The organism is Mucilaginibacter sp. P4_E8 (assembly GCF_056401495.1).
In genome coordinates this window covers 14,183-35,808 of the sequence record NZ_JBFUJG010000052.1, presented here as the reverse complement: position 1 = coordinate 35,808, position 21,626 = coordinate 14,183, and the positions used below count along the sequence as shown (strand labels likewise).

General features: G+C 41.1%; 17 protein-coding genes. 8 read left to right on the top strand and 9 right to left on the bottom strand.

Annotation, left to right across the window (positions count from 1 at the left end; translation table 11 throughout):
• Both AC1DRQ_RS17905 and AC1DRQ_RS17900 read left to right on the top strand, forming a co-directional pair.
• Positions 1–1,157 (top strand): hypothetical protein (locus tag AC1DRQ_RS17905; RefSeq protein ID WP_477426033.1); only part of this gene is annotated, 1,157 nt, incomplete at its 5' end.
• 34 nt (positions 1,158–1,191) lie between these two features.
• The gene (locus AC1DRQ_RS17900; protein WP_477426032.1) at positions 1,192–4,107 is read left to right on the top strand and encodes an nSTAND1 domain-containing NTPase; all 2,916 of its coding nucleotides are present in this window, start codon (positions 1,192–1,194) and stop codon (positions 4,105–4,107) included.
• A gap of 71 nt (positions 4,108–4,178) precedes the next feature.
• Here the strand turns inward: AC1DRQ_RS17900 and AC1DRQ_RS17895 are convergent, their stop codons facing one another.
• Both AC1DRQ_RS17895 and AC1DRQ_RS17890 read right to left on the bottom strand, forming a co-directional pair.
• Positions 4,179–4,763, bottom strand: coding sequence for a TetR/AcrR family transcriptional regulator (locus AC1DRQ_RS17895; protein WP_477426031.1), 585 nt, complete (start codon positions 4,761–4,763; stop codon positions 4,179–4,181).
• A 70-nt stretch (positions 4,764–4,833) separates the two neighbouring features.
• On the bottom strand, positions 4,834–5,583 hold the full coding sequence (locus AC1DRQ_RS17890) for an SDR family NAD(P)-dependent oxidoreductase (RefSeq protein WP_477426029.1): 750 nt from the start codon (positions 5,581–5,583) through the stop codon (positions 4,834–4,836).
• A 342-nt stretch (positions 5,584–5,925) separates the two neighbouring features.
• On the opposite strand from AC1DRQ_RS17890, the gene AC1DRQ_RS17885 reads away from it, so the two are divergent.
• Entirely contained in the window at positions 5,926–6,462 is a 537-nt protein-coding gene (locus tag AC1DRQ_RS17885) for a hypothetical protein (RefSeq protein WP_477426027.1), read from the top strand.
• Between the two features lie 112 nt (positions 6,463–6,574).
• Here AC1DRQ_RS17885 and AC1DRQ_RS17880 read toward each other — a convergent pair whose 3' ends face one another.
• From AC1DRQ_RS17880 to AC1DRQ_RS17860, 5 genes are all read right to left on the bottom strand, one after another.
• Entirely contained in the window at positions 6,575–7,228 is a 654-nt protein-coding gene (locus AC1DRQ_RS17880) for a response regulator transcription factor (protein WP_429397322.1), read from the bottom strand.
• 3 nt (positions 7,229–7,231) lie between these two features.
• Positions 7,232–8,014, bottom strand: a complete 783-nt coding sequence (locus AC1DRQ_RS17875; RefSeq protein WP_429397320.1) for a sensor histidine kinase — start codon at positions 8,012–8,014, stop codon at positions 7,232–7,234.
• Positions 7,972–8,640 (bottom strand): hypothetical protein, encoded by a 669-nt coding sequence (locus tag AC1DRQ_RS17870; RefSeq protein ID WP_477426024.1) that lies wholly within the window; start codon positions 8,638–8,640, stop codon positions 7,972–7,974. The genes AC1DRQ_RS17875 and AC1DRQ_RS17870 overlap by 43 nt, the downstream gene beginning before the upstream one ends.
• Before the next feature lie 7 nt (positions 8,641–8,647).
• Positions 8,648–9,196, bottom strand: a complete 549-nt coding sequence (locus tag AC1DRQ_RS17865; protein WP_477426022.1) for a hypothetical protein — start codon at positions 9,194–9,196, stop codon at positions 8,648–8,650.
• A 441-nt stretch (positions 9,197–9,637) separates the two neighbouring features.
• A complete protein-coding gene (locus AC1DRQ_RS17860) occupies positions 9,638–12,808 on the bottom strand; it encodes a TonB-dependent receptor (RefSeq protein ID WP_477426020.1) in 3,171 nt (1,056 codons plus the stop codon).
• A gap of 1,015 nt (positions 12,809–13,823) precedes the next feature.
• Between AC1DRQ_RS17860 and AC1DRQ_RS17855 the strand changes: the two genes are divergently transcribed.
• From AC1DRQ_RS17855 to AC1DRQ_RS17835, 5 genes are all read left to right on the top strand, one after another.
• Entirely contained in the window at positions 13,824–14,834 is a 1,011-nt protein-coding gene (locus AC1DRQ_RS17855) for an SMP-30/gluconolactonase/LRE family protein (RefSeq protein WP_477426018.1), read from the top strand.
• A gap of 91 nt (positions 14,835–14,925) precedes the next feature.
• Entirely contained in the window at positions 14,926–16,074 is a 1,149-nt protein-coding gene (dgoD, locus tag AC1DRQ_RS17850) for a galactonate dehydratase (RefSeq protein WP_429397310.1), read from the top strand.
• A 36-nt stretch (positions 16,075–16,110) separates the two neighbouring features.
• Entirely contained in the window at positions 16,111–17,409 is a 1,299-nt protein-coding gene (locus AC1DRQ_RS17845) for an MFS transporter (protein WP_477426016.1), read from the top strand.
• Positions 17,406–18,392, top strand: a complete 987-nt coding sequence (locus AC1DRQ_RS17840) for a 2-dehydro-3-deoxygalactonokinase (protein ID WP_477426014.1) — start codon at positions 17,406–17,408, stop codon at positions 18,390–18,392. Before AC1DRQ_RS17845 ends, AC1DRQ_RS17840 begins: the two co-directional genes overlap by 4 nt.
• A gap of 1 nt (position 18,393) precedes the next feature.
• On the top strand, positions 18,394–19,038 hold the full coding sequence (locus tag AC1DRQ_RS17835) for a bifunctional 4-hydroxy-2-oxoglutarate aldolase/2-dehydro-3-deoxy-phosphogluconate aldolase (protein WP_477426012.1): 645 nt from the start codon (positions 18,394–18,396) through the stop codon (positions 19,036–19,038).
• A 14-nt stretch (positions 19,039–19,052) separates the two neighbouring features.
• Here AC1DRQ_RS17835 and AC1DRQ_RS17830 read toward each other — a convergent pair whose 3' ends face one another.
• Positions 19,053–19,853: a hypothetical protein gene (locus AC1DRQ_RS17830; RefSeq protein ID WP_477426011.1), complete on the bottom strand. Its 801-nt coding sequence runs from the start codon at positions 19,851–19,853 to the stop codon at positions 19,053–19,055.
• A 24-nt stretch (positions 19,854–19,877) separates the two neighbouring features.
• Entirely contained in the window at positions 19,878–21,569 is a 1,692-nt protein-coding gene (locus AC1DRQ_RS17825) for a glycoside hydrolase family 28 protein (protein WP_477426009.1), read from the bottom strand.
• Positions 21,570–21,626: the final 57 nt, after the last annotated feature.

The following is a 21,626-nucleotide window of genomic DNA, read 5'->3' as shown; positions in this document are numbered from 1 at the left end:
ATGAAATACTCACACGCCGTTTGATGGAAGCCATTCGGGTTCATAGCCCGAGGGCAGCTAAATTTTTAGAAAATGCATCAAGAATGGCAGCCGACTGGGAAACGCAAAGCCTCTTCAGTGACCCCGCCAAAGAGATTATTGCCTTTAGTTTTGTAGGCGTGTTAGGTATCCAGCTTCGTAAGCTCATGGCAATTGGTAAAGAGGAGATGTCGGTTAATAAACTTAGAAAATACCTGGAGAACTGCCAGCTCACTGCAAAAAGAATTTTACAACTCCTGTGCTTTTCACTTATTTCAAAATTATGGGATTACAGGAAGGACAAAAATTACACCCTTTCTCCAGCCCAAACTGTTATCTGCAAAAATTTTTTTGAAGATGAATTTGAGCTGGACATCAACGGTCTCATCAGTTTATTAAAAACCCTGATTTCAATTTTCATAGATAATGAATTGGATTTCCCTATAACAGAGTTGAATGATTTTTCATCAAACCTGCAAACAGAAAGCGACTTCTTAAAGGCTTGTTCAGGGTTGCAGGCAATCAATGTTTTGTCGGGCAACCCTCCTTTTACGGAATCCAACTGCAGTGATGCGGAAATACATTTAACGGTTGTTCTCGAACATTTAAAATTCCTCGTTAATTACAGGATGGTGTCCATTAAATCAATAGGCTACTTCGAAATGCGTAACACTAAACCTCATTACCTGTATAATTATACGGTTTTAGGTATCGACAACAAATCAAATGTAAACCAGGAAAGGATAAATTATGCCGAAACGCCCATAAATACCGACGCGGTTTTGCTTTATAAAGGCAGTTATCAACAGAACCTTAATCTCTTTCCATTTATCATTGATGTAAACGCCCTGGCGTTTGAAGGCGGCGCAAAAATTTGCTTTTATGCCTCACATGATAACACGGATAAAAGCTTGAACTATGTTTTTTTGGAAGATAATAGTGTAGTCAATATTGTTAATACCGGAACGGTAAAACCTGGTATTGATTTCAACGAACTGTTGCTCGACCCTCAAAAATTCAAGGACATGCGTTTCGACAACGTATTTAATCTTTTTAATGAAGCAAAAAAAGCAATTACAGGAATGGAAGAAGATGAAGAAGATATAGATGATGATTTTGAGCCATCTTTTCTAAAATGACCTAATCGCTTAATTTCAAACAGGAGGCCGTCAAATGAAAAAATATCCTTTTAAATTTTTAGATGCATACGGCAAAGAAGATACAGGTATATTTTTCGGTCGCGACGAAGAGATTAATACCCTTTATGAAATGGTATTTCAATCGTCCATTTTGCTGGTCTATGGGGCATCCGGCACCGGAAAAACAAGCCTGATCCAATGCGGGCTTGCCAGTAAATTCCCATCGCATGACTGGCTGGCATTAACGATACGCAGGGGTAATAATATTAACACGAATTTTGAAAAGGCGCTGGCAGATGCAGGAGGTACACTTTCGGCAGCACAGGATAATATGGATTGGCTTACTGAGGTAATGGAAGAAACAGAAGTGGCATCAACTCCCCCGCTGTTAACCCCGTTGGCGCAGGCTTTTAAAGCCATCTACTTAAACTCTTTTAAGCCGGTTTATCTCATTTTTGATCAGTTTGAAGAACTTTTTATCCTGGGGTCAAAAGAAGAGGAGCAACAATTTATTGCAACAGTGCAGGAGATATTGCAGATAGAGCAACCTGTAAAAATGATTTTTTCGATAAGGGAAGAATACCTGGGGTATTTATATGATTTTGAAAAGGCAGTACCACAGCTATTACGCAAAAAATTGCGGGTTGAACCTATGAACCTCAACAAAGTGCTGCAGGTAATTGAGGGTGCCACAAGTTATAAAAATTCTATTGTGCGGCTGAAAACTGATGAGGCCAAACTAATTGCCGAAGGCATATTTGAGAAAATAAAAGATAAAGAAAAATCACTGACCATACAATTGCCTTACCTGCAGGTTTTTTTAGATAAGCTTTATCTGGAAATCACCTGCGACGAAACACGGCAGCGTGAAGCGGTATTTACAGCCCAGGCCCTGAACGCGATTGGAGATATTGGCGACATACTACAGAATTTCCTGGAAGAGCAGGTAGCTGGGATCAGCAGAAAACTAAGTGAGGGTGATTCAATCATTTCGCCCGCAACCGTCTGGAGTATACTATCACCATTTGCCACGCTGGAAGGCACCAAAGAACCTATCCGAAAAAAGGGATTATATGAACGGCTGCCTGATCTAAAGTTCTCACTGATTGACGCTGTAGTAGAAGCATTTATTAACGGCCGGATATTACGCTATGCAGAAGACGTTGACCTGTATGAATTAGCGCACGACTCACTTGCACAGCGAATTGCCGAAAAAAGAAGCGACGAAGAAATTGCATTCCTCGAAATAAAACGCCTGATAAAAGCCCACAGCTCCTTAAAAGCAAATGCACGGGAATTATTTTCAGAAAAGCAATTGAATTTTATTGAGCCTTTTTTAGGAAAACTGCAACTGACTACCGAAGAAATGGCATTAATTGATGAAAGCCGCGAAGCAGTTGCAAGTCACAAGGAGAAAGAGAAACAGCAACTGGAAAAAGAGAAGCGTGACTTACTGGAAAGGCAGCAGTTATTAGAAAAAAACCAAAATTCGCAAAAGCGTTTTATACGATGGATAACTGCAGCGCTCATCATAATGATTGGAATAGCTGTATGGGCTTACAGTGAAAAGCAACGGGCAGATAATTCTAAAACTGCTGCTATAAATGCCGAATATTCAACTAAAATAGCCCTTGCAAAAGCTAAAGCATCAGAAAAAGCTGCTGTAAAAGCTCAGGATGCTACCAAAATAGCTCTTAAAAACGCTAATAATGCTACAATAGCTGCAGTTAAGGCCCGCAATTCAACCAAAATAGCCCTTGCAAGTGCCAATAAATCTGAAAAAAAAGCGCTTACTCAAAGAGAAAAAGCAGACCAGGCAGAAAAGAGGGCAACAAATGAAGCTGCTACAGCCAAAGCAGCACTGGCTAAAGCTGATAAGTTAATTAATGCGTTTTATTTTTATAATGGAAAATTTGCTTTAGCACAAGGTCCAAATGAAAGATATGGTTTTATTGACCGTAAAGGAGATATAGTAATTAGTTACAAATATGAGAAAGCGGAACAGTTTGATTACAGAGGGTTTGCCAAAGTAAAAGTAAAAAAAAGAGTAGGCAGAGGTCGTGGCGGAAGAATTGTTGATTGCTTAATTGATACTGCCGATAATCAATACCTTGTGGCATATAAATTATCGGATTTAAACGAAAATATTACAGCATTAGATTTACCTGATCAAAATTTCAAGACGTTTCCGGAAGAAATGTTCAGATATCCACAATTACAAATCATTACTTATAATCAACGTTCAATTGAAAATCATATTAAAGAATTGCCTCCCGAAATAGGTCAGTTAACAAACCTGACAACATTGATTTTGCAAAATGATGAATTGGAACATTTGCCCGCTGAAATTGGAAAATTAAGAAATCTGAAAACTTTAGATTTGAGTTATAATGCATTGACTGATTTACCTTCTGAAATGGGTCAGCTAACAAACCTCCAAAACTTGTATCTGCATTCCAATAATTTGCATCATTTGCCCGCTGAAATTGGAAAGTTAAAAAGCCTGCGAATATTGGTATTATCAAAGGCTGGGATAAATAGTGGGTTACCTCCAGAAATAGGCCAGTTAAAAAACTTGCAAAACCTGGATTTGAGTGATAATTTATTAGGAGAACTACCTTCTGAAATATGGCAATTAACAAACCTGCAAAATTTGGATTTGCATCACACTACATTGAAAAATTTGTCAGCTGGAATTGGAAAGTTAACAAACCTGAAAAATTTGAATTTGAATTTTGGAGGTTTGACTTATTTGCCAGCCGAAGTAGGAAAATTAAAAAACCTGCAAAGATTGGATTTAGGCTATAATAATATAGTGGATTTACCTGCGGAAATAGGACAGTTAAAAAACTTACGAGAGCTGATCTTAATCGGCAATCCTATTTCAAAATCTGCATTTAAAAAGATCAAAGAACGATTACCACAGTGTAAGTTTACATCTTCGTTTTAGAAAGAAAATTTCTATAAAATCGCATATTCAAAAAAAACGGGGTTTTGAAGGCTACAGCGGAATTTAGCCTTTTATTGATCCAATACTGATACGGCAAGCTTAATAATGTCATCAAAAATGGTTTTATCATTCGTTGACTTAGCGGTTACCCGGATACCTTTTACGGTATTAATTATAAACCGTGCCAGCGCCCTGGCATCCTGTTTATTAGTGATCTCGCCACTGTCCTGACCTTTTTTAATGACCACGTAAAATGCCTCCTCTATTTGCTGGTCATTTTTACAGATCATCCTGCTCACTTCCTCGTCATGCGGGGCAACCTCCACTTCGGCATTCACCATAAAACAACCTTTATGCTTCCGGTCTTCCATCAGTTCGCCGACAACCAACTCCAACAATTGTTTGATGACCTCCTTAGCCGGCTGCGCCTTGTTAACAATCTGGCAAACTTTACCCGAAGCCGCATTTTGATAGCTTTCCAGCGCTTTAATGAACAACGAATGCTTATCGCCATAGGTATCATAAAGGCTCGACCTGCTGATGCCCAAACCATCAACAAGATCCTGCATGGAGGTGCAGTTGTATCCCTTGAGCCAAAAAAGATCTACTGCCCTGGCCAGCACTTCATTTTCATCAAAATCCTTTGTTCTTGCCATAACAGAAATAGCTTTGCTTAAATTAAGCAAAGCTATCCAATTTTAATATTTTATCAGTAAATATTGCTTATTATCTTACGCCACCGCCGGCCAGAAGGGTTTCGCCGGTTAACCAGCGCGATTCTTCAGAAGCCAGGAACACCGCAACCAACGCAATATCTTCCGGCTGCCCTATACGGCCTAAAGGTGCTGTACGTTCAGTTTCGGCCTGAAAATCACTGCCAATAAATCCTGCGGTATGTGTTCCTTCGGTTTCAACCATACCCGGATTGATGGAGTTCACCCTGATTTTTTTGGGTCCAAGCTCTTTTGACAAAACATGTGTTATGGAATCAACCGCGCCTTTGGTTGCTGTATAAATAGAACTGCCAACCGGTGCTATGCTGCTTACTACCGAACCAATATTAATAATGCTTCCCCCATTCTCATTAAAGTTTTTTAATGCATATTGGGTTGTAAGCAACAAACCAAGCACATTGGTATTGAACTGGTTGTGAAACTCTTCTTCTGTAAGTTGTTCTATCGGACTAAATTTATACACTCCTGCATTGTTGACCAATATATCAACCGCGCCAAAAGCTTTTGTTGTTTCATCGAACAAGCGGTTAATGTCCTCGCTTTTTGATACGTCGCCCTGTACTGCAATCGCTTTACCACCATTACTGATGATGTCTGCAACTACCTTATCGGCACCGGCTTTGGCCGAAGCGTAATTTACTACAACCAGGGCTCCTTCGGCCGCCAAACTTTTTGCTATACCTGCACCAATACCTTTTGATGCACCTGTTATTACTGCCACTTTGTTTTCTAATTTTTTCATGATGATGAGTGATCGTTTTTTTATATTCGGAACGATTGTTCCGCAAATATAAATTCATTTCGGACCAATCGTTCCGAAATAATAAATTATTATCCAGAGATGACAAATGCATTGAAAGCATCAAAAACTAAACTAAAAATGCAGCCCACCTGCAACGTGTCATATCCGTAATCCACGATAATTCATAGCCACCGCTTATCAGACAGGCGCTTTCGGACTGGTTTAATCCGCTGAATTTGTTAACAAATAGCACTTATCCGCTATTTGTTAACAAAAAAATAATACAGGAACCTGTAGCACAACTATTTATGCTTTCGTAATAATCATATAAATCACACAATAATGAAAAGAAAACCTTATTCGCTATTAATTGGCCTGCTAACCGGTATGACACTATTTTTATCCTGTACTAAAAAAAGTGACGTACAGAAAGAGCTAAAAATTGATGATAAAAATTTAACTCCCTGCCGGTCCGGTGCCGGCTGCGAGTACCTGTTCACGGAACAAGCGGACTTAAATCCCGACTACAGTTTTAAGACGGGTACCTATCGTTTATTCTGGTTTAAAGAGCAATCTCCCGGTCTTACAACTTCTGTCTATATAAAGGCTCCGATGAAGGGAAACAGCTTTGAACTGACCAAAGCAGAGCTATCGACCGACCGGGTACAGTTCAGCCAGTCATGTCCGGCTTGTTACCTGCTTCTTTTAAAGCCAGTGGATGGTTATGTAAAAGGGATAAACACTACACCAGAAAAGCCGGCTGACCAAACACGATGGCTGCTTGAGGGTAAAGTAATATTACAGGCCACGGCGGCTCCATCAGTCAGGGACACTATTTTTTTTAAGCAATACTTCAGCCCTAATTTTGTTTTTAATTAACCGACCCTTCAATCTGAGTTTGAGCGCTTAGACTTGTATGCAATTTAGCGATACTACTGTATAACAGTTAGTTTGCAATCATTAGCGTTGACGTTTAAGCATGCCTGAGACCTTAATAACTGGCAATATTGTTTTTTAGCGCAAATATTACCAGCCCGGTCCTCGATTTCAGGTCGAGCTTTTGAAACAACGAGTCGCGGTAATTGTCAATGGTGTGCGGGCTCAGGCACATTTTGCCGGCAATGTCTTTATAAGTGAGCTCGGAGCAGCACAGCTCTAAAAACCGGATCTCGTTTGCCGTTAATTCGGCAACCGGGTCCGGGGTTTTTACCTCGTCCTGGATAGAGCGCAGCAGCTTGCCCGATACCAGTTCATTTAAAAAATAATCGTGTCTGGCTATGGTTTTAATAGCGTACATCAGGTCCGAAGCGTTGGATTCTTTTAAGATATACCCGCCTGCCCCACATTTCAGCATTTTGATGATCGGTTCATCATCCTCAAACATGCTTAGGGCAAGCACCTTTACCGATGGGTAATTTTGTTTTAGCCAGCGGGTAGCCTCATAGCCGTTAACCAATGGCATAGTGATATCCATCAGCACCACATGGGGCAAAGGATGTTTCGTTATTTTCTCCTTCATCACGGCGCCATTTGCCGCGTCGAACACGATTTTAATTTCTTCGTTTTCCGAAAGCAAGCTGCTAATTCCCTGGCGGAACAGGGTATGATCATCCACCACAGCGATCCGGATTTCTTCGTTTTCCATATTTTAGGGATAAGGTACTACAATTTTAATTTCAGTGCCATTTTGGGTAACGATGCTTACATCGCCGCCGATGAGGGCTACCCGCTTACGGATGTTGAACAAGCCCATCCCCCTCTTCTCCTTCATTACTTCTTCTTCAACAAAGCCTTTTCCGTTATCTTTTATCTTCACCTCCAGGTTTTGCTCATCCTGTTGAACCACCACATCAATGGCCGTAGCTTCGGCATGGCGCACGGCGTTATTCAGTATCTCCTGAAAAATACGGAACAGGATGATCTCTTTGTCATTCTGTCCTTCCTTAGGCTTATAATTGCTATTAAACGTGATAATGTGCAGATCGGCCGTTTTTAAATAGTCGAGCTCAAAGGCGATGGCTTTGGCAAGCCCCATGCGAATCAGCTCCTGCCCGTAAATCAACCTGGAAAGTTGCCGGAGCTCCTTAATGGCGCGTTTTGCCAGCTGGGAGGCCGAATCTACTTTTTGGCGCACGCGCAACGGATCGTCGGGGTTGATGGTGCTGAGTGTAACCGACGTCAGGCTCAGTAACTGGCCAATATTGTCATGCAGGTGGCCGGCCAGGGTTTGCATGGTTTGTTCCTGCACCTCCATCTGGCTTTTTAGTAATTCGTTTTCAAAGCTGGTTTTTAGCCACGCTTTTTCCTGTTCATGCCGTTTTTTCCTGTTATTGTACAGCATCACAAAGCTAATGAGTGATACCGGCGCAATCAGGAAGATTACGGATGCTAATCCGATGAGGAGGACGAGATCCTTTGACGATATCTGCATATAAAAGCGTATGACCAGCTTAAATACAAAATGATGTTTAATATGCTAAACACAATGTACCTTGCCGAGTGACCGATGCCCGGCGTTCTGTCCTGAACCAGGTAACTAAAAAAAAGATTGCACGCAATACCGGCAAAATAAAAACAGATGGTACCATTAACCCACCAAAACGGCGCATAGGTAACCAACTGTCTTGATTTTTCTTCTTTAAGTAGCAAATAATAAAAATAAACCGACGCCAAAATCAACCCTACCGACATGGTTGTGGATGATGCTGAAACATAGGCGCCAAAGTGGCTTTTAACAAGCTCTGTAAAATAAAAAAAAGCAAAAATAATTAACCAGCCTGTGAACAGTCTTCGGGTACTACGGTATGTTTTGTACAGATAATAAAAAAAATAACTCTGCACCAGGCATTCCACCAGCAAAAATACATTGTATATCATAAAGTTGGGCAGGTGCAGTTCAGTGCGCACATAAATGCCGCAAACTTCAACCACTACGGTTACCAGCAGGAAGAGGATAAAGAGCCGCCAGGCCGGCTCTTTATCCCTGTATAAACAAATTAAGCTTACCACGAAGCAAAAGGCTTCGGCCGCCGTATTTACCGTTATATAGGCTGACATGGCTTATTTATTGCAGTAAAGTAGCGCCGAGACCAGCGCAAGTGGCCGGCGGCGGGCATAGTTCTCCCTGGTTTTCGGGTGCAGACATAATGATGCCGCCTTTTTTTCCGCTCGGATTCTTAACATCATTATAATAATCTAAATGTATCTTCTTCAACGGGTCGAAGCGGGTTGAAACCATTATCAGCGTGGTATAATTCATGTACATATCTTTGATCATTTTGGTATCCTCATGTTTAGTGGAGTCGTAAGTGGCCAGGTAAAAACGGATGCCGTCGCCATTTTCGTCATACACGCGTTTTACCAGGTCTTTTAACTGTTCCTTGCTGAACCATACAGTGCGTGTGTCAGGAAGTATCATCTTGCCATGTTTAAAAATATGGGCGCGCCCTTTGAAATTTTCCACCAGCCTGCGCGCGGTAGTTTCGGGAATGGTTCCCTTCAGCAGCTGGGCGTCGGCCGAGGTCTGTACGTTACCATTGTTTTGCGGTTTACATGCACCTATCGCCAGAGCGATAAAGAGGGTAATTAGGAATAGATTGAGTGTTTTCATCATTAAAAGGTTTAGTAATCAGGGGAATAATTAATTGTGATTTAATTTTTAAATATAAAATAAATATCTGCCCACAAAGCAATTAATTAATGATTAACCCGGCAAGAATGAAATCCGCTTTAAGCCTGCCTTAAATCCGCTTTTTGCAACCCGGTTCCAAGCCATTAGCTCAGCCGATATTGTGATGGGATTTACCCATATAGACCTTGTAGCTGCATGATGGTATACAGAGCGACGATCATGTGACTTTCAAAATCATATAGTTTAGCAGATGAAATCATTAAACGAGGGATTGTTTAATGCAGGGCGGCCTATTCTATCTGTAAATTAAATTCAAACGCTTTTTAAGTAAAAGCCCCAAATCTTCCGATCCGGGGCTTTTTGAGTGTATTTATGGGTAGTTGCCTTTATTAAAACTTAATTACCCGTCATTGATATTACGCGTTAAAATCCATATCTCAAACCTACCTGGAACTGGTAAGGATTGCCACTTAGACCAGATACACCGGCATTGGTGTTTACAGCATAAGCGTACTGCTTATTTACAGCGTCGAAGCTTTTAATGGTATAAACTGAAGTTGTAGTAAGACCATGGTTTACCCCCCAGTTCTTGTTTAACAAATTGCTAACGTTAAACAAATCGACCGATATTTCTAAATACTGACTCTTTAATATGGGTACTTTTTTAATAAGCCGCAGATCCACAACCCCATAAAATGGATTAACACCACCGTTGCGTTCTGCAACTTTGCCAAAGCTTTTTACAATATAATCTTTCATACCCTGTTCAACCTTAGGATTGTTCAATATCGCGTTGATGCCATCTTTTAAATATTGCGGGGTAGATGCAGCATTTGGGTCATAGATGTAGGCTAAATCATTACTGGCTACAAAGTCGCCATTGACGTTACCGTTTACAGTTAATGAATACCTGGTGCCGCTGATGCCCGAGAATCTTAAGCCAGCGCTAAAACCATGGAATGTTGGGGAGCTACCATAAAACACAACCTTATTCCGAAACTGATTATCCGAATAGTTCATACTGCTCAAATTACGGGGATCATCCTTCACATACTGTACCAGCGTAGCCGTGTTCGCTACGTTTCCGTTGTATGAGGTATTATCTTTGGTTTGGTTCCAGGTATATGAGAAAGATATTTCGCCCTGTTTATAGTATCTGTAATCTGCATCTAGCACAAATGCCATTTGATTTACTTTACCCAGGCTTTCGAGCTCTAATACCCGGCCCACTTCTGTCGTTTTTCTCCCCAGCGTCCAATCTGCCGAACCGTTAGCAGCATTAATGGTACCCGCCGGAACATATACACCGCGATTATCTTCAGCTGCGATTCTAAAATAGGGCTGATCCACCATGTTCTTATCCACATAGGTGTAATTATTGCGTCCCAGGCTCAAATACGCACTCGCGGTAACGCGAAAGTTCTGTGCGAAGAAGTGGGAATACGATGCATTAGCTTTATAAACAGTGGGTACCTTAGCGTCCTTGCCGTTCATATTAATGGTCGCCAGCTTAGGTATTGCAGGGTTGTTCAGCAAATCCTGGCCAGGCGCGGTATTGGGATCTTTCCTGTAAGATGGGAAGTTAGGCGTGGGTACCAGGTTGCCGGTAACATCAACACTTAAGATATGCGAACCATCAAACAACATGTTATTGATCATGGAGTAAGGGTTAAGTGCCGAACCTAAGATACCGCCGCCAAGCCTGATGATATCTTTCCCATTTTGACCTAAATCCCAGGTAGCCTGTACCCGGGGCTGTATTTGCAGGGTAGCAAGCTTATTCGAAGTATTTAATCCTAAGGTGTTATAAACTACTTGGTTGAAATTTGCCTTGTCAAGATAATCCGTATAATCCATACGTATACCGGCCGTCAAGTCAAATCCGGGAAACAACATGGTTTGGACTTGTGCATACAAGTTTGGTGCAAGAATGTTGAATTTGATATTATGATCTGATGAAACATAAATATCCCTTGCAAAACGGTAAGGGGTAAGATTGTCAAAATTGCTTAACCCTGTAAAGTAAAAACGCCCGTTTGTCTCGCTACCATAGATGGAATTCTGGTTGGTAAAGGATAAGCCGCCACCAAAGGTGAAGTTATACTTCCCTTTAGTCCAGTATACGTTATCGGTAAGCTGCGCCACATTATTATTGAAATAATCGCCGCCATAACGCTGCCCGCCCAATTGTATAGCTGTTGAGTAAGTAGATCCGTCAGCCGCTGTTGAAGAAATGTTCTGAACAATGGCACGTGGAATATTGTCTGCAGGCAACTGGCTGTTAGCAAACATTTTGTTGTATTCCCAATAATGCTGTATTTTAAGTTCGTTGGTTAACGTAGGGCTTAATATGCTACGTAACGATGCCATGACACTGTTATTGATACTTTTCCTGGTGCTGTAAACCTCGTAAATATTAATAGCCGTATTATCACCATCCGATTGGTTATCCAGATCATAAATAAAATTGTCGCGAATTGTGAAAAGGTTTTTAGCGTTGATCTGCCAGTCAATCCGGGCGAAACCTGCATGGGTATTTTTAAACTTATCAAACTGACCAAACTGGGGTGAATTGGCAACCCCGTATTTATTCCTTGCTATCGATAAAAAGTTATTCAATGTAGCCTGGGTTACATTGTTTCGTTTTTCATCGTCTGCAGATTGTAGGTTGGCGATGTACAATGGCCGTGAGTCTGCCTGGTGATCCCAGGCAATAAAAAACTGTGCCTTGTCTTTAACTATAGGACCGCCTAAAGAAAACCCATACTGATAAGTAGAAAAGGACTGGTTCCGTTTCTGGGCGTTTAAACCATAAGGGCTGGAAAGCCAGTTTGCACGTACATAAGTGAAAGCACTTCCGGAGAGGACGTTGGTTCCTGATTTGGTTACTGTACTTATTGTTCCCCCGCCGGCATTACCGTAGGTTACATCGTACTGGTTGGTAACCACCTGGAACTCCCTAACTGCTTCCAATGATATGGAGTAGGCACCGGTTGGCAGCCCACCTGAAATGGTTCCCCGCGCTGCCATGCCATCAATGGTGTAATTGGTTGCCGATGCCAACTGACCGTTTAGACTGCTGCCAGAGCTAAGTGGTGACAAATCTGCCAGTGTTGTAAAATTACGCCCGTTTACAGGTAACTTTGCAATATCTTTAGCGGTAACGGCTGTAGAAGAACCTATATTTTCAATCTTGTTGCGTGACGTTGCCGATTTAATTTCGACCACATTCAACTCCTGAACTTTGTCTTCCATAACAAACGAAACCTGAAGCAAATCACCCTGGTTAAGTGCAAAGCCGGTTTGTTTTTGTGTTGCCATACCTACAACCGCAACGGTGATGCTATAGGGTGAACCCAGTGGAAGTTCTTTTAAAAGAAATGTCCCTTTTGAATTTGACATGGTTTTAATTGTAAAACCAGTAGATTCATTTTTTACGGTTACGGTTGCACTGGGTAAAAGTGCACCACCGGAACCGGATACTTTACCGGAGATACCGGCCAAATTAGTTTGTGCCATGCTTGCCCTGACAAACAACAAACTAAGCACGCCCAAAAGGCACATTTTTAAAAGAATTTTTCTTGCAGTTAACATTTTATATGTTTTAGTTAAGGCAAAAATGTACCTATTATGTTAACAGAGCGTTTGAAAAATATTAATATTTGATAATAAATTTGTTACATAATTAAAAAGTTGACACAAAAACAGTATTAAAATTCACAAAATAATAATATCACAAAGACATTTATGGCCGATTTGATTGCTTACGGGGCAACCATCACTCAAACTGACAAGCCAAAAACAACTGTTGAGTTACCTTAGAGTTATCTTGAATTATTAAATTATATAAGCCAGTACTGAAATTAGGATTAAAGAACTTAACAGTGACTTGAGGGAATGGAACTTTTCATGATATTTATTATAATATATAAAACTATTATCATTAAGACCTGTAGTATAGTAAGATACACCACCTTAAACTTGGGATTTTATGATTATAGTTCCACTTGGTTATCAATTTCAGGATGATATTGTAACCTATAACCTACCCTTACCAAAACATACTGAGAAAACAGATAAATTTATCTTGAAGTTCAATACACACAAGGACTTCTTCCTCTATTCAATGCTACTAACTGATATCAGGGATAGATTAGAATTTGAAATTATAATGAGTAAAAAGATATATAATTTGAATAAATTAATATTCTGCAAAAAGCTACTAAGATGCATTAATCAGGTTAGGATAATTACATCAAATACTGCGGGATTGCAAAACGACTAATTTCTCCGTTTTATCTTACACTGGCTTCCGTGCCGAATTTTTATTATCCTTCGGGCTCTTATTCACTTCTAAGGCTGTTAACCGGATTGACCATTGCTGCCTTCAATGATTGATAACTGATTGTAAGTATGGCAATAGCTACTGCAAGCGCCCCGAAGAGAGCATCCAAAACAGTTTTTTTGGCGATTAAAGCGACTGATTGATAAGTAATTATCAGCCTTATTCAGAAGTTTCTTTAATAGAAAAGGTTTAAAAATATCAGGCTTTATAAATTATTACCCTATTTTTAAAGAACAAATTAAAAACCAATAATGTACATAAATTATGATAACATGGCTTAACTGGTTATCACCAATACTGGTTCTTTTAACGGGGAGTATTTCTGCAAGTTATGCGCAGGCTTCAAAACCAATAATAACATTAGAACAAATTGACCCTCAGTTTAGCAATATTGTAAGTAAAACCGCCAACGCCGTCATTATAGCCGACGGATTTGAATGGAGCGAAGGACCATTATGGGTAGAGAGCCATAAAATGTTCCTTTTTTCTGACGTTAAAAAGAACATCATTTATAAATGGACCAAAGAAAAAGGTAAAGAAATTTATCTTAAGCCTTCAGGTTATACCGGAACCATACCCCGGGGCGGAGAACTGGGATCAAATGGTTTAGGTTTAAATATGAAGGGGCAATTGGTTATATGTCAGGATGGAGATAGAGCAGTATCGGTGATGAATGCCTCACTGGACAAGCCTAAAGCTAAATTCATTAAAATAGCATCTAATTATAAAGGCAAAAAATTTGACAGCCCCAACGATCTGGCCTTTTTAAGTAATGGCGACATATACTTTACAGATCCACCTTATGGGCTTGAAAAAAACGTGAACGATCCCTTAAAAGAAGCACCTTACCAGGGAGTTTATAAAATTTCAAAAAACGGCAAAATAGTATTGCTTACTGATACAATTACCCGGCCAAATGGCATCGCGTTTTTTCCGGGAGGCAAAACCATATTGATTGCCAATTCTGATCCGGAAAAACCTTATTGGTATGCCTATGATCTGGACAAAAATGGCCTGTTTACGCATGGACGTATATTCTACAATGCAAAAGCAGCTACCAAAACGGCTGATGGCATGCCGGATGGTTTAAAGATCGACAAGCAAGGCAATGTATTTGCCACTGGCCCGGGCGGCATATGGGTATTTAACCGGAAGGCCAAATTGCTTGGAAAAATCAGGGTTAATGATCTGGCTTCAAATTGCAGCTTATCCGCCGATGAGAAAACCATGTATGTAACATCCAATCACCGAGTTTTGATGATCCATTTGCGATAATATAAAAGAACTTACCAGATATAACATTTGGCAACAATAACAGCTTAAATTGCGATAAATAAGTAACCGTACACTAATAAAACACTACCAATTGAAAATAAAAAGCTTTGAACTGTTTGAGGTTCCTCCCCGTTGGTTATTCTTAAAAATTGAAACTGATGAAGGTATAACGGGCTGGGGCGAGCCTGTAATTGAAGGTAAAGCGGCAACTGTTAAAACCGCCGTTAAAGAACTGATGAATTATATTATGGGGAAAGACCCCATGAATATAGAAGATCACTGGAACGTAATGTATCGGGGTGGGTTTTACCGGGGCGGACCCATATTAATGAGCGCCATTGCCGGTATTGACCAGGCCCTGTGGGATATTAAAGGAAAATACTATAATGCCCCGGTGCACCAGCTGCTTGGTGGCAAGGCACGCGAAAAGATTAAAGTTTACTCCTGGATTGGCGGTGATCGTCCGGCTGATGTTGGCCGTGCTGCAAAAGAAATGGTTGAAGCTGGTTTTACCGCCGTTAAAATGAACGCGACCGAGGAATTGCAGTATATCGACTCCTATGATAAAATTGATCAGTCGGTGGCCCGTATAGCCGCGGTACGTGAAGCCGTTGGTAATAATGTTGGCATCGGGATAGATTTTCATGGACGCGTACATAAACCAATGGCTAAATTTCTGGCAAAAGAGCTGGAAGCTTATCGCCCTATGTTTATTGAAGAGCCTTGCCTGCCCGAAAACAATGAAGTACTGCGCGAAATCGCTCAGCATACATCCATCCCTATTGCCTGCGGCGAAAGAATGTTTTCAAAATGGCAATTCAAAAGTTTACTGAAGGACGGTTATGTGGATATCATTCAGCCCGATCTGTCACATGCCGGGGGTATTACAGAATGTAAAAAAATCATTTCTATGGCCGAGGCATTTGACGTAGCCGCTGCACCGCATTGTCCTTTGGGCCCTATCGCGCTCGCAGCCTGCCTGCAGGTTGATGCTACCTGTCATAATGCCTTTATACAGGAACAAAGTTTGGGGATACATTACAATCAGGGCAGCGATATATTAGATTATATAGTTGACCGGAATGTATTTAAATACGAGAACGGCTTTGTAAAAATACCTGACGGACCAGGCTTAGGCATTGAAATAAACGAAGATCATGTACGTAAAATGGCAGCCATCGGACATAACTGGACTAACCCTGTTTGGCGTCATGAAGACGGCAGTGTAGCAGAATGGTAATGCGTTTAATACATATTAATAAAAGTATAAAGCAAAATGTATAAGGCCAACTACCTGAATAAACCAACCCGCGTAAGATTTCAAATTTTAGCTTTCCTGTTCATCAATGTGGTGATCAACTATATGGATAGGACCAATATTGCGGTGGCGGCGGCAGCGATAAGTAAGGAATTAAGCCTAAGCACATTTCAGTTGGGTCTTGTTTTTTCCGCTTTCGGTTGGACGTATGTTGCCTCACAAATTCCTGGTGGCATACTGATAGATAAGTTTGGCCCGCGCCTATTATACACCATTGCATTGATATCGTGGTCGGTAGTTACGCTTTGCCAGGGCTTTATAAAAGGATTTACAGCCTTGCTTGGTCTGCGGTTGGCGATTGGGGTATTTGAAGCGCCCTCCTATCCTATCAATAACCGTATTGTTACCAGCTGGTTCCCCAATCATGAAAAAGCATCCGCCATCGCTTTTTATACCAGCGGACAGTTTATTGGTCTTGCTTTTTTAACACCATTACTGGCCATTGTTCAGCAGTATTTTGGCTGGCGCGGGCTTTTTATCATTACCGGTTCCGTAGGAGTCATTTGGGGTATAATCTGGTATTACTTTTATCGTGAACCTGCAGAACATCCTAAGGTTAACCAGGCCGAGCTTGATTATATAAGCGATGGCACTGCCGACATAAAAGCATCGGTAATTAAGCCTGATTTAAATTGGGCATCATTTAAACAGGTATTTATGTACCGTAAATTATGGGGAATTTATTTAGGTCAATTTGCAGTAACCTCTACCCTGTGGTTCTTTTTAACCTGGTTCCCTACTTATCTCATTAAATACCGGGGGCTAAATTTTTTAAAAACAGGGTTCTTAACATCCATACCCTTTCTGGCTGCATTTGCTGGTGTGCTATTGGCCGGTTTTTTTTCTGATTATCTTATAAAAAAAGGATATTCATTTGGAATAGCCCGTAAAACGCCAATTATTGCTGGTCTGCTCCTATCTACAACTATCATCGGTGCTAATTATGTTCATAGTACCCCATTGATCATACTTTGTATGTCGGTTGCTTTTTTTGGTAACGGGCTGGCTTCTATTACCTGGGTGTTTGTTTCGGCATTGGCGCCTCCAAATTTAATTGGTGTTACCGGCGGGGTTTTTAATTTCATAGGTGGTTTATCATCCATTGTTATTCCGTTGCTTATCGGTTTGCTGGCTGGCGACGGCAATTTTCAATCAGCATTATTATTTATTGGTTCACTGGCATTTTTGGGTGCATTGTCTTATATATTTTTAGTAGGCAGCGTTAAGCAGGTTAACACTTTAGTAATTTCATCATGACGGACATGTTTTTAAGTTGCGACTGGGGAACAAGCGCTTTAAGATTAAATCTTGTTGATGGCAAAAATGGCCATGTAATGGCCAGAGAAAGCTCAGCTCAGGGAATAGCAAAAACTTTTACGCTATGGAATACAACAAGTTCGGCGGATGAAAACAACTTGCGCATGGCGTTTTACCTTAATATTTTGCAGCAGCATATTAATAATATCGAGGCAAGGTTAAACATATCGCTAAATGGCGTAAGGTTATTCATTTCAGGCATGGCTTCCTCATCCATAGGTTTTATGGAGTTACCCTACAGCGAATTACCTTTCGTCTTGGCGGGCGCGGATCTTAACATAAAGCATCTGCCCGCTCAGGAGGGTTTTGATCATGTTATAAGTATAATTTCGGGTGTAAAAAGCATTGATGATGTTATGCGCGGGGAAGAAACTCAGTTAATAGGCTGTATTGATGTTACCGGAGGTATAATTAATGACGAGGTATTTATATTCCCCGGTACGCATTCCAAGCATATCCATGTTAACGGCAATAAGGTCACCAGTTTTAAAACCTATATGACCGGCGATTTTTTTGAGCTTTTATCGCAAAAAAGCATCCTTACTAATTCTGTTGAAAAGGAGGATGATATACAGGATCCGGAATATTTGGAAAGCTTTAAACAGGGCGTTTCTGATGCGGTTAATTCAAACCCGCTTCATGCTGTATTTAAAGTGCGAACAAATAACCTGTTTAACGTTTATACTAAAAAACAAAATTTCACCTACCTAAGCGGGTTATTAATAGGAAGCGAATTGAAAGACCTGATAACATTGGATTCGGAAACGATTCATTTATTGTGCGGCTCTGGATTAGAAAAATACTATCGCATTGCTTTGGAACAATTAGGGCTTTCAAAAAAGGCCAAAACTTATTCGCCGCAATGGGTTGATGAGGCGGTAGTTAGGGCACATTATAAAATTTACAGTCAAATTAGCAGCTAAGATGAATAATACATTTTCCATGGAGCTTTTTGAGGAAGCCCCTATAATAGGTATCATGAGGGGCTTACCCACTGAGCACACCGCGATAATTACGGAAAACTATTTTCAATCGGGATTAACCTGTATGGAAATCACCATGAACTCCGCAGGTGCGGCAGAAAACATAGCTATGCTTACAAAAGCCTATGCCGGGCGCCTAAATATTGGTGCTGGTACGGTTTGCAGCATGCATGATCTGGAAATGGCACTGAAAGCCAATGCCCGGTTTATCGTTACCCCCATCATAAATGAAGAGGTAATAAAAACATGTGTCGGCGAAAAGGTGCCCATTTTCCCTGGAGCTTATACCCCATCAGAAATATACAAGGCGTGGCATTTGGGAGCAACTATAGTAAAAGTATTTCCCGCTACTACATTAGGCCCCGGATATATCAAGGAAGTATTGGCGCCCTTAAATTATGTTAAACTTTTGCCAACCGGCGGAATTGGGCTGCACAATTTCACCTCTTATTTATCGGCAGGAGCTAAAGGGGTTGGCTTGGGTAGTCATCTTTTTCCGGCAGATATTATTCGTAATAATGATTGGACAGCCCTCAAAAAAGTATTTACGCTTTTTAAAGAAACTTATGTTAATCATTTAAAATAACTACCATAATAACATTATTGCTCCTGAATGGAGATATCAGCAAAGCATACATCTTCGTCCCTGATATATGCCGGGCTTTTTAAACTCCGGTAAACTCCCCACTTTGGTCTGCAAAATGAGGTACCCTTTCGCCACAGATCAATGTTGTTATTGGTGTACGTCAGCAATATTTTGCCATCTGTTATACGTTTAATTTCAACGCTATAAGTCCCCTTGCTGTCATAATGTAGTTTTTCGGTTACTGCTACCCATGTACCTTTAAAACCGGCCAGATCAACACTTGTTAAAACTCCCTGCGAAGTTTCCTTTGCCGATCCGGTATGGATAACTTCAAATTTATCAGGTTCACCAAACCGGGGTATAAAAGTTATAATGGGCGCGCCGGCATCCCCATCACCCGCTTTTATTTGATGAATGTGGGTAAAAGTTGGTTGCGCCTTAAAACCACTATCTATTTTAAACTTCCATTGGTATACAACTGTTTCTCCCTGCTCCCCTTTCAATTTAGCGTTTGACGGGCCATAGGTTTTGATCTCCACCCGTTCCCTGTCGTAGTTTCTGCACCGGTCGTTGTCTTCCTTAGCGTGACTATGAAAAACAAATACATATTCGTTTAGCTGCTTGTCAAACGCTTCAGTAATGTGTTTAACCGGGTGCGCGCAGTCGGGCACTTCACAAGCGTCGCCACCTAATACACTTGATATATGTTTGTACGCATCACTTTTACCATCGGCCTTTAAAACAATCTGGGCCGGTAACCTGCTACCCGTAAATAGCAATACTGTAATTAAATATGTTAATCTTTTAAAGCTCATGACAGATTTTAATTTAACGTGCACCTAATTTAACCGTACTGCCTGTGCATCAGCCCCGGCAGCAAACACGGAAGGCTTATCGGCTTTTGAAAGATCGCCGCCATCTATTTTAATATTACGGCTTTCCTTACCTTCTACCTGGAGCACGTTTGCCACGGGAATTAGTACACGCAGTGCGCTTATTAAAACATCACGCGTGTTGATGAAACGTAATAATGATTCGGCATTTTTTTGGCCCTGTGCGCTTAAGCCGTTCACGGTAACGTCTTCTACATTATCAAGGATCAGCGCAGGGCGCATATCCGGGCTGGCCATTGTTAACCGAACATTGTGCAGTGTTAATCCACGCACATTGCGGGCATATATTCCATAAGCCGGCGGAATACCGATCTGGTAATATTCTCCCGCAATTTTAGGAACATCCCTCACCGCCGCCTGCTCTGCTGTACCCCCACCCGGAAAAGTAATGTGTACATCATTAAAAGAAATGTTCTCTAAAAACCCTTTATCCACACCATTCAGTACAACACATGAAAATATCTCGCCCGGGTTATACTTGCTGGAAAACTCCGAATCGCGAAGCGGAACCGGTTTTACCACTGTGGCATGAATATTATTAAAGGAAATATTCCGGATAATTCCCGGAGTAGCTATTTTTCCGTTCTCGCTTGATGACTGTACATTACCCAGGCCTATGGAAATGGGCCCAGTTACATCCTTCATCACCAGGTTTGAAAATGAAATATTCTCAAACCTTGATCCTGGCGAACAGCGCATTTTTATTGGGCAGCCATAGGTTTCATATATAACACAATTGGAAACGGCGATATTTTCGGCCTCGCCGCCTCCAAAACGGAACACCGACCATCGTGTGCTAAATGAACAATCAGATACGGTAACAAATTTGCAGCTGCCAAATAAAGCGCAGGCGTCATCCTGACATTGTACATCGCAGTTACTAACGTGCACATAGGTACTGCCAATAAAATGAAAACCATCGTTATTATGTATTACTTTACCGCGGATATACAGCCCCTCAAGTTTTACGTAAGAGCACATACAAACCCGCACAGAATGATAAGCACTGTTAATGAGCGAAATATCACGTACTATTATATTTTTACATTGATAAAAAAGTAAATGGTACGGACGGTGATTGCCTGTGATACCAGCCGGTGGTAATACACCCTTAGTTTCACTACGGAATTGCGCGCCCTGCCCGTCAATGATACCATTACCTTCAATGGTAATATTATCGGCATTGGCAGCAAATATCAATCCCACATTCCCATCCCCCATTGTCCATCCACTGTCAAGGGGGATAGCATCACTCGCGTGATATTGTTTACCATCGGCGCTGCCTAACAATTTCCCTTGTGTTGCTATGTGCAACGTAACATTACTTTTTAGTTCAACGGTTCCAATAACAAATACACCTGCCGGTACCAGTACTGTACCACCCTGCTCTTTATTACAGGCATCAATTGCTGATTGTACCGCAACAGTATCCAGTGTTTTGCCGTCGCCTTTTGCTCCAAAATCACGGATATTATAAATACGCGCGCCTATATCGTTACCTGTTGTCTTGGCAAGAGTTGAACGCTCAGAACCAAATGTATTTGAAGTAAAGGCCATTAAGCCTGTACCCAAGGATACTTTACCCATTGCCCCCAGCCAATTACGGCGGGATACTGCTTTATTGTCTGGATTTATCATCAGTTCTTTAATTTCAATTTGTTTACATAACCAGCCGCGATGGGAAACCCATCGCGA

Coding starts and splice junctions, on each gene's coding strand:
- AC1DRQ_RS17900 (WP_477426032.1), top strand. CDS start 1,192: ATGAAAAAATATCCTTTTAAATTTTTAGATGCATACGGCAAAGAAGAT.
- AC1DRQ_RS17895 (WP_477426031.1), bottom strand. CDS start 4,763: ATGGCAAGAACAAAGGATTTTGATGAAAATGAAGTGCTGGCCAGGGCA.
- AC1DRQ_RS17890 (WP_477426029.1), bottom strand. CDS start 5,583: ATGAAAAAATTAGAAAACAAAGTGGCAGTAATAACAGGTGCATCAAAA.
- AC1DRQ_RS17885 (WP_477426027.1), top strand. CDS start 5,926: ATGAAAAGAAAACCTTATTCGCTATTAATTGGCCTGCTAACCGGTATG.
- AC1DRQ_RS17880 (WP_429397322.1), bottom strand. CDS start 7,228: ATGGAAAACGAAGAAATCCGGATCGCTGTGGTGGATGATCATACCCTG.
- AC1DRQ_RS17875 (WP_429397320.1), bottom strand. CDS start 8,014: ATGCAGATATCGTCAAAGGATCTCGTCCTCCTCATCGGATTAGCATCC.
- AC1DRQ_RS17870 (WP_477426024.1), bottom strand. CDS start 8,640: ATGTCAGCCTATATAACGGTAAATACGGCGGCCGAAGCCTTTTGCTTC.
- AC1DRQ_RS17865 (WP_477426022.1), bottom strand. CDS start 9,196: ATGATGAAAACACTCAATCTATTCCTAATTACCCTCTTTATCGCTCTG.
- AC1DRQ_RS17860 (WP_477426020.1), bottom strand. CDS start 12,808: ATGTTAACTGCAAGAAAAATTCTTTTAAAAATGTGCCTTTTGGGCGTG.
- AC1DRQ_RS17855 (WP_477426018.1), top strand. CDS start 13,824: ATGATAACATGGCTTAACTGGTTATCACCAATACTGGTTCTTTTAACG.
- AC1DRQ_RS17845 (WP_477426016.1), top strand. CDS start 16,111: ATGTATAAGGCCAACTACCTGAATAAACCAACCCGCGTAAGATTTCAA.
- AC1DRQ_RS17840 (WP_477426014.1), top strand. CDS start 17,406: ATGACGGACATGTTTTTAAGTTGCGACTGGGGAACAAGCGCTTTAAGA.
- AC1DRQ_RS17835 (WP_477426012.1), top strand. CDS start 18,394: ATGAATAATACATTTTCCATGGAGCTTTTTGAGGAAGCCCCTATAATA.
- AC1DRQ_RS17830 (WP_477426011.1), bottom strand. CDS start 19,853: ATGAGCTTTAAAAGATTAACATATTTAATTACAGTATTGCTATTTACG.
- AC1DRQ_RS17825 (WP_477426009.1), bottom strand. CDS start 21,569: ATGATAAATCCAGACAATAAAGCAGTATCCCGCCGTAATTGGCTGGGG.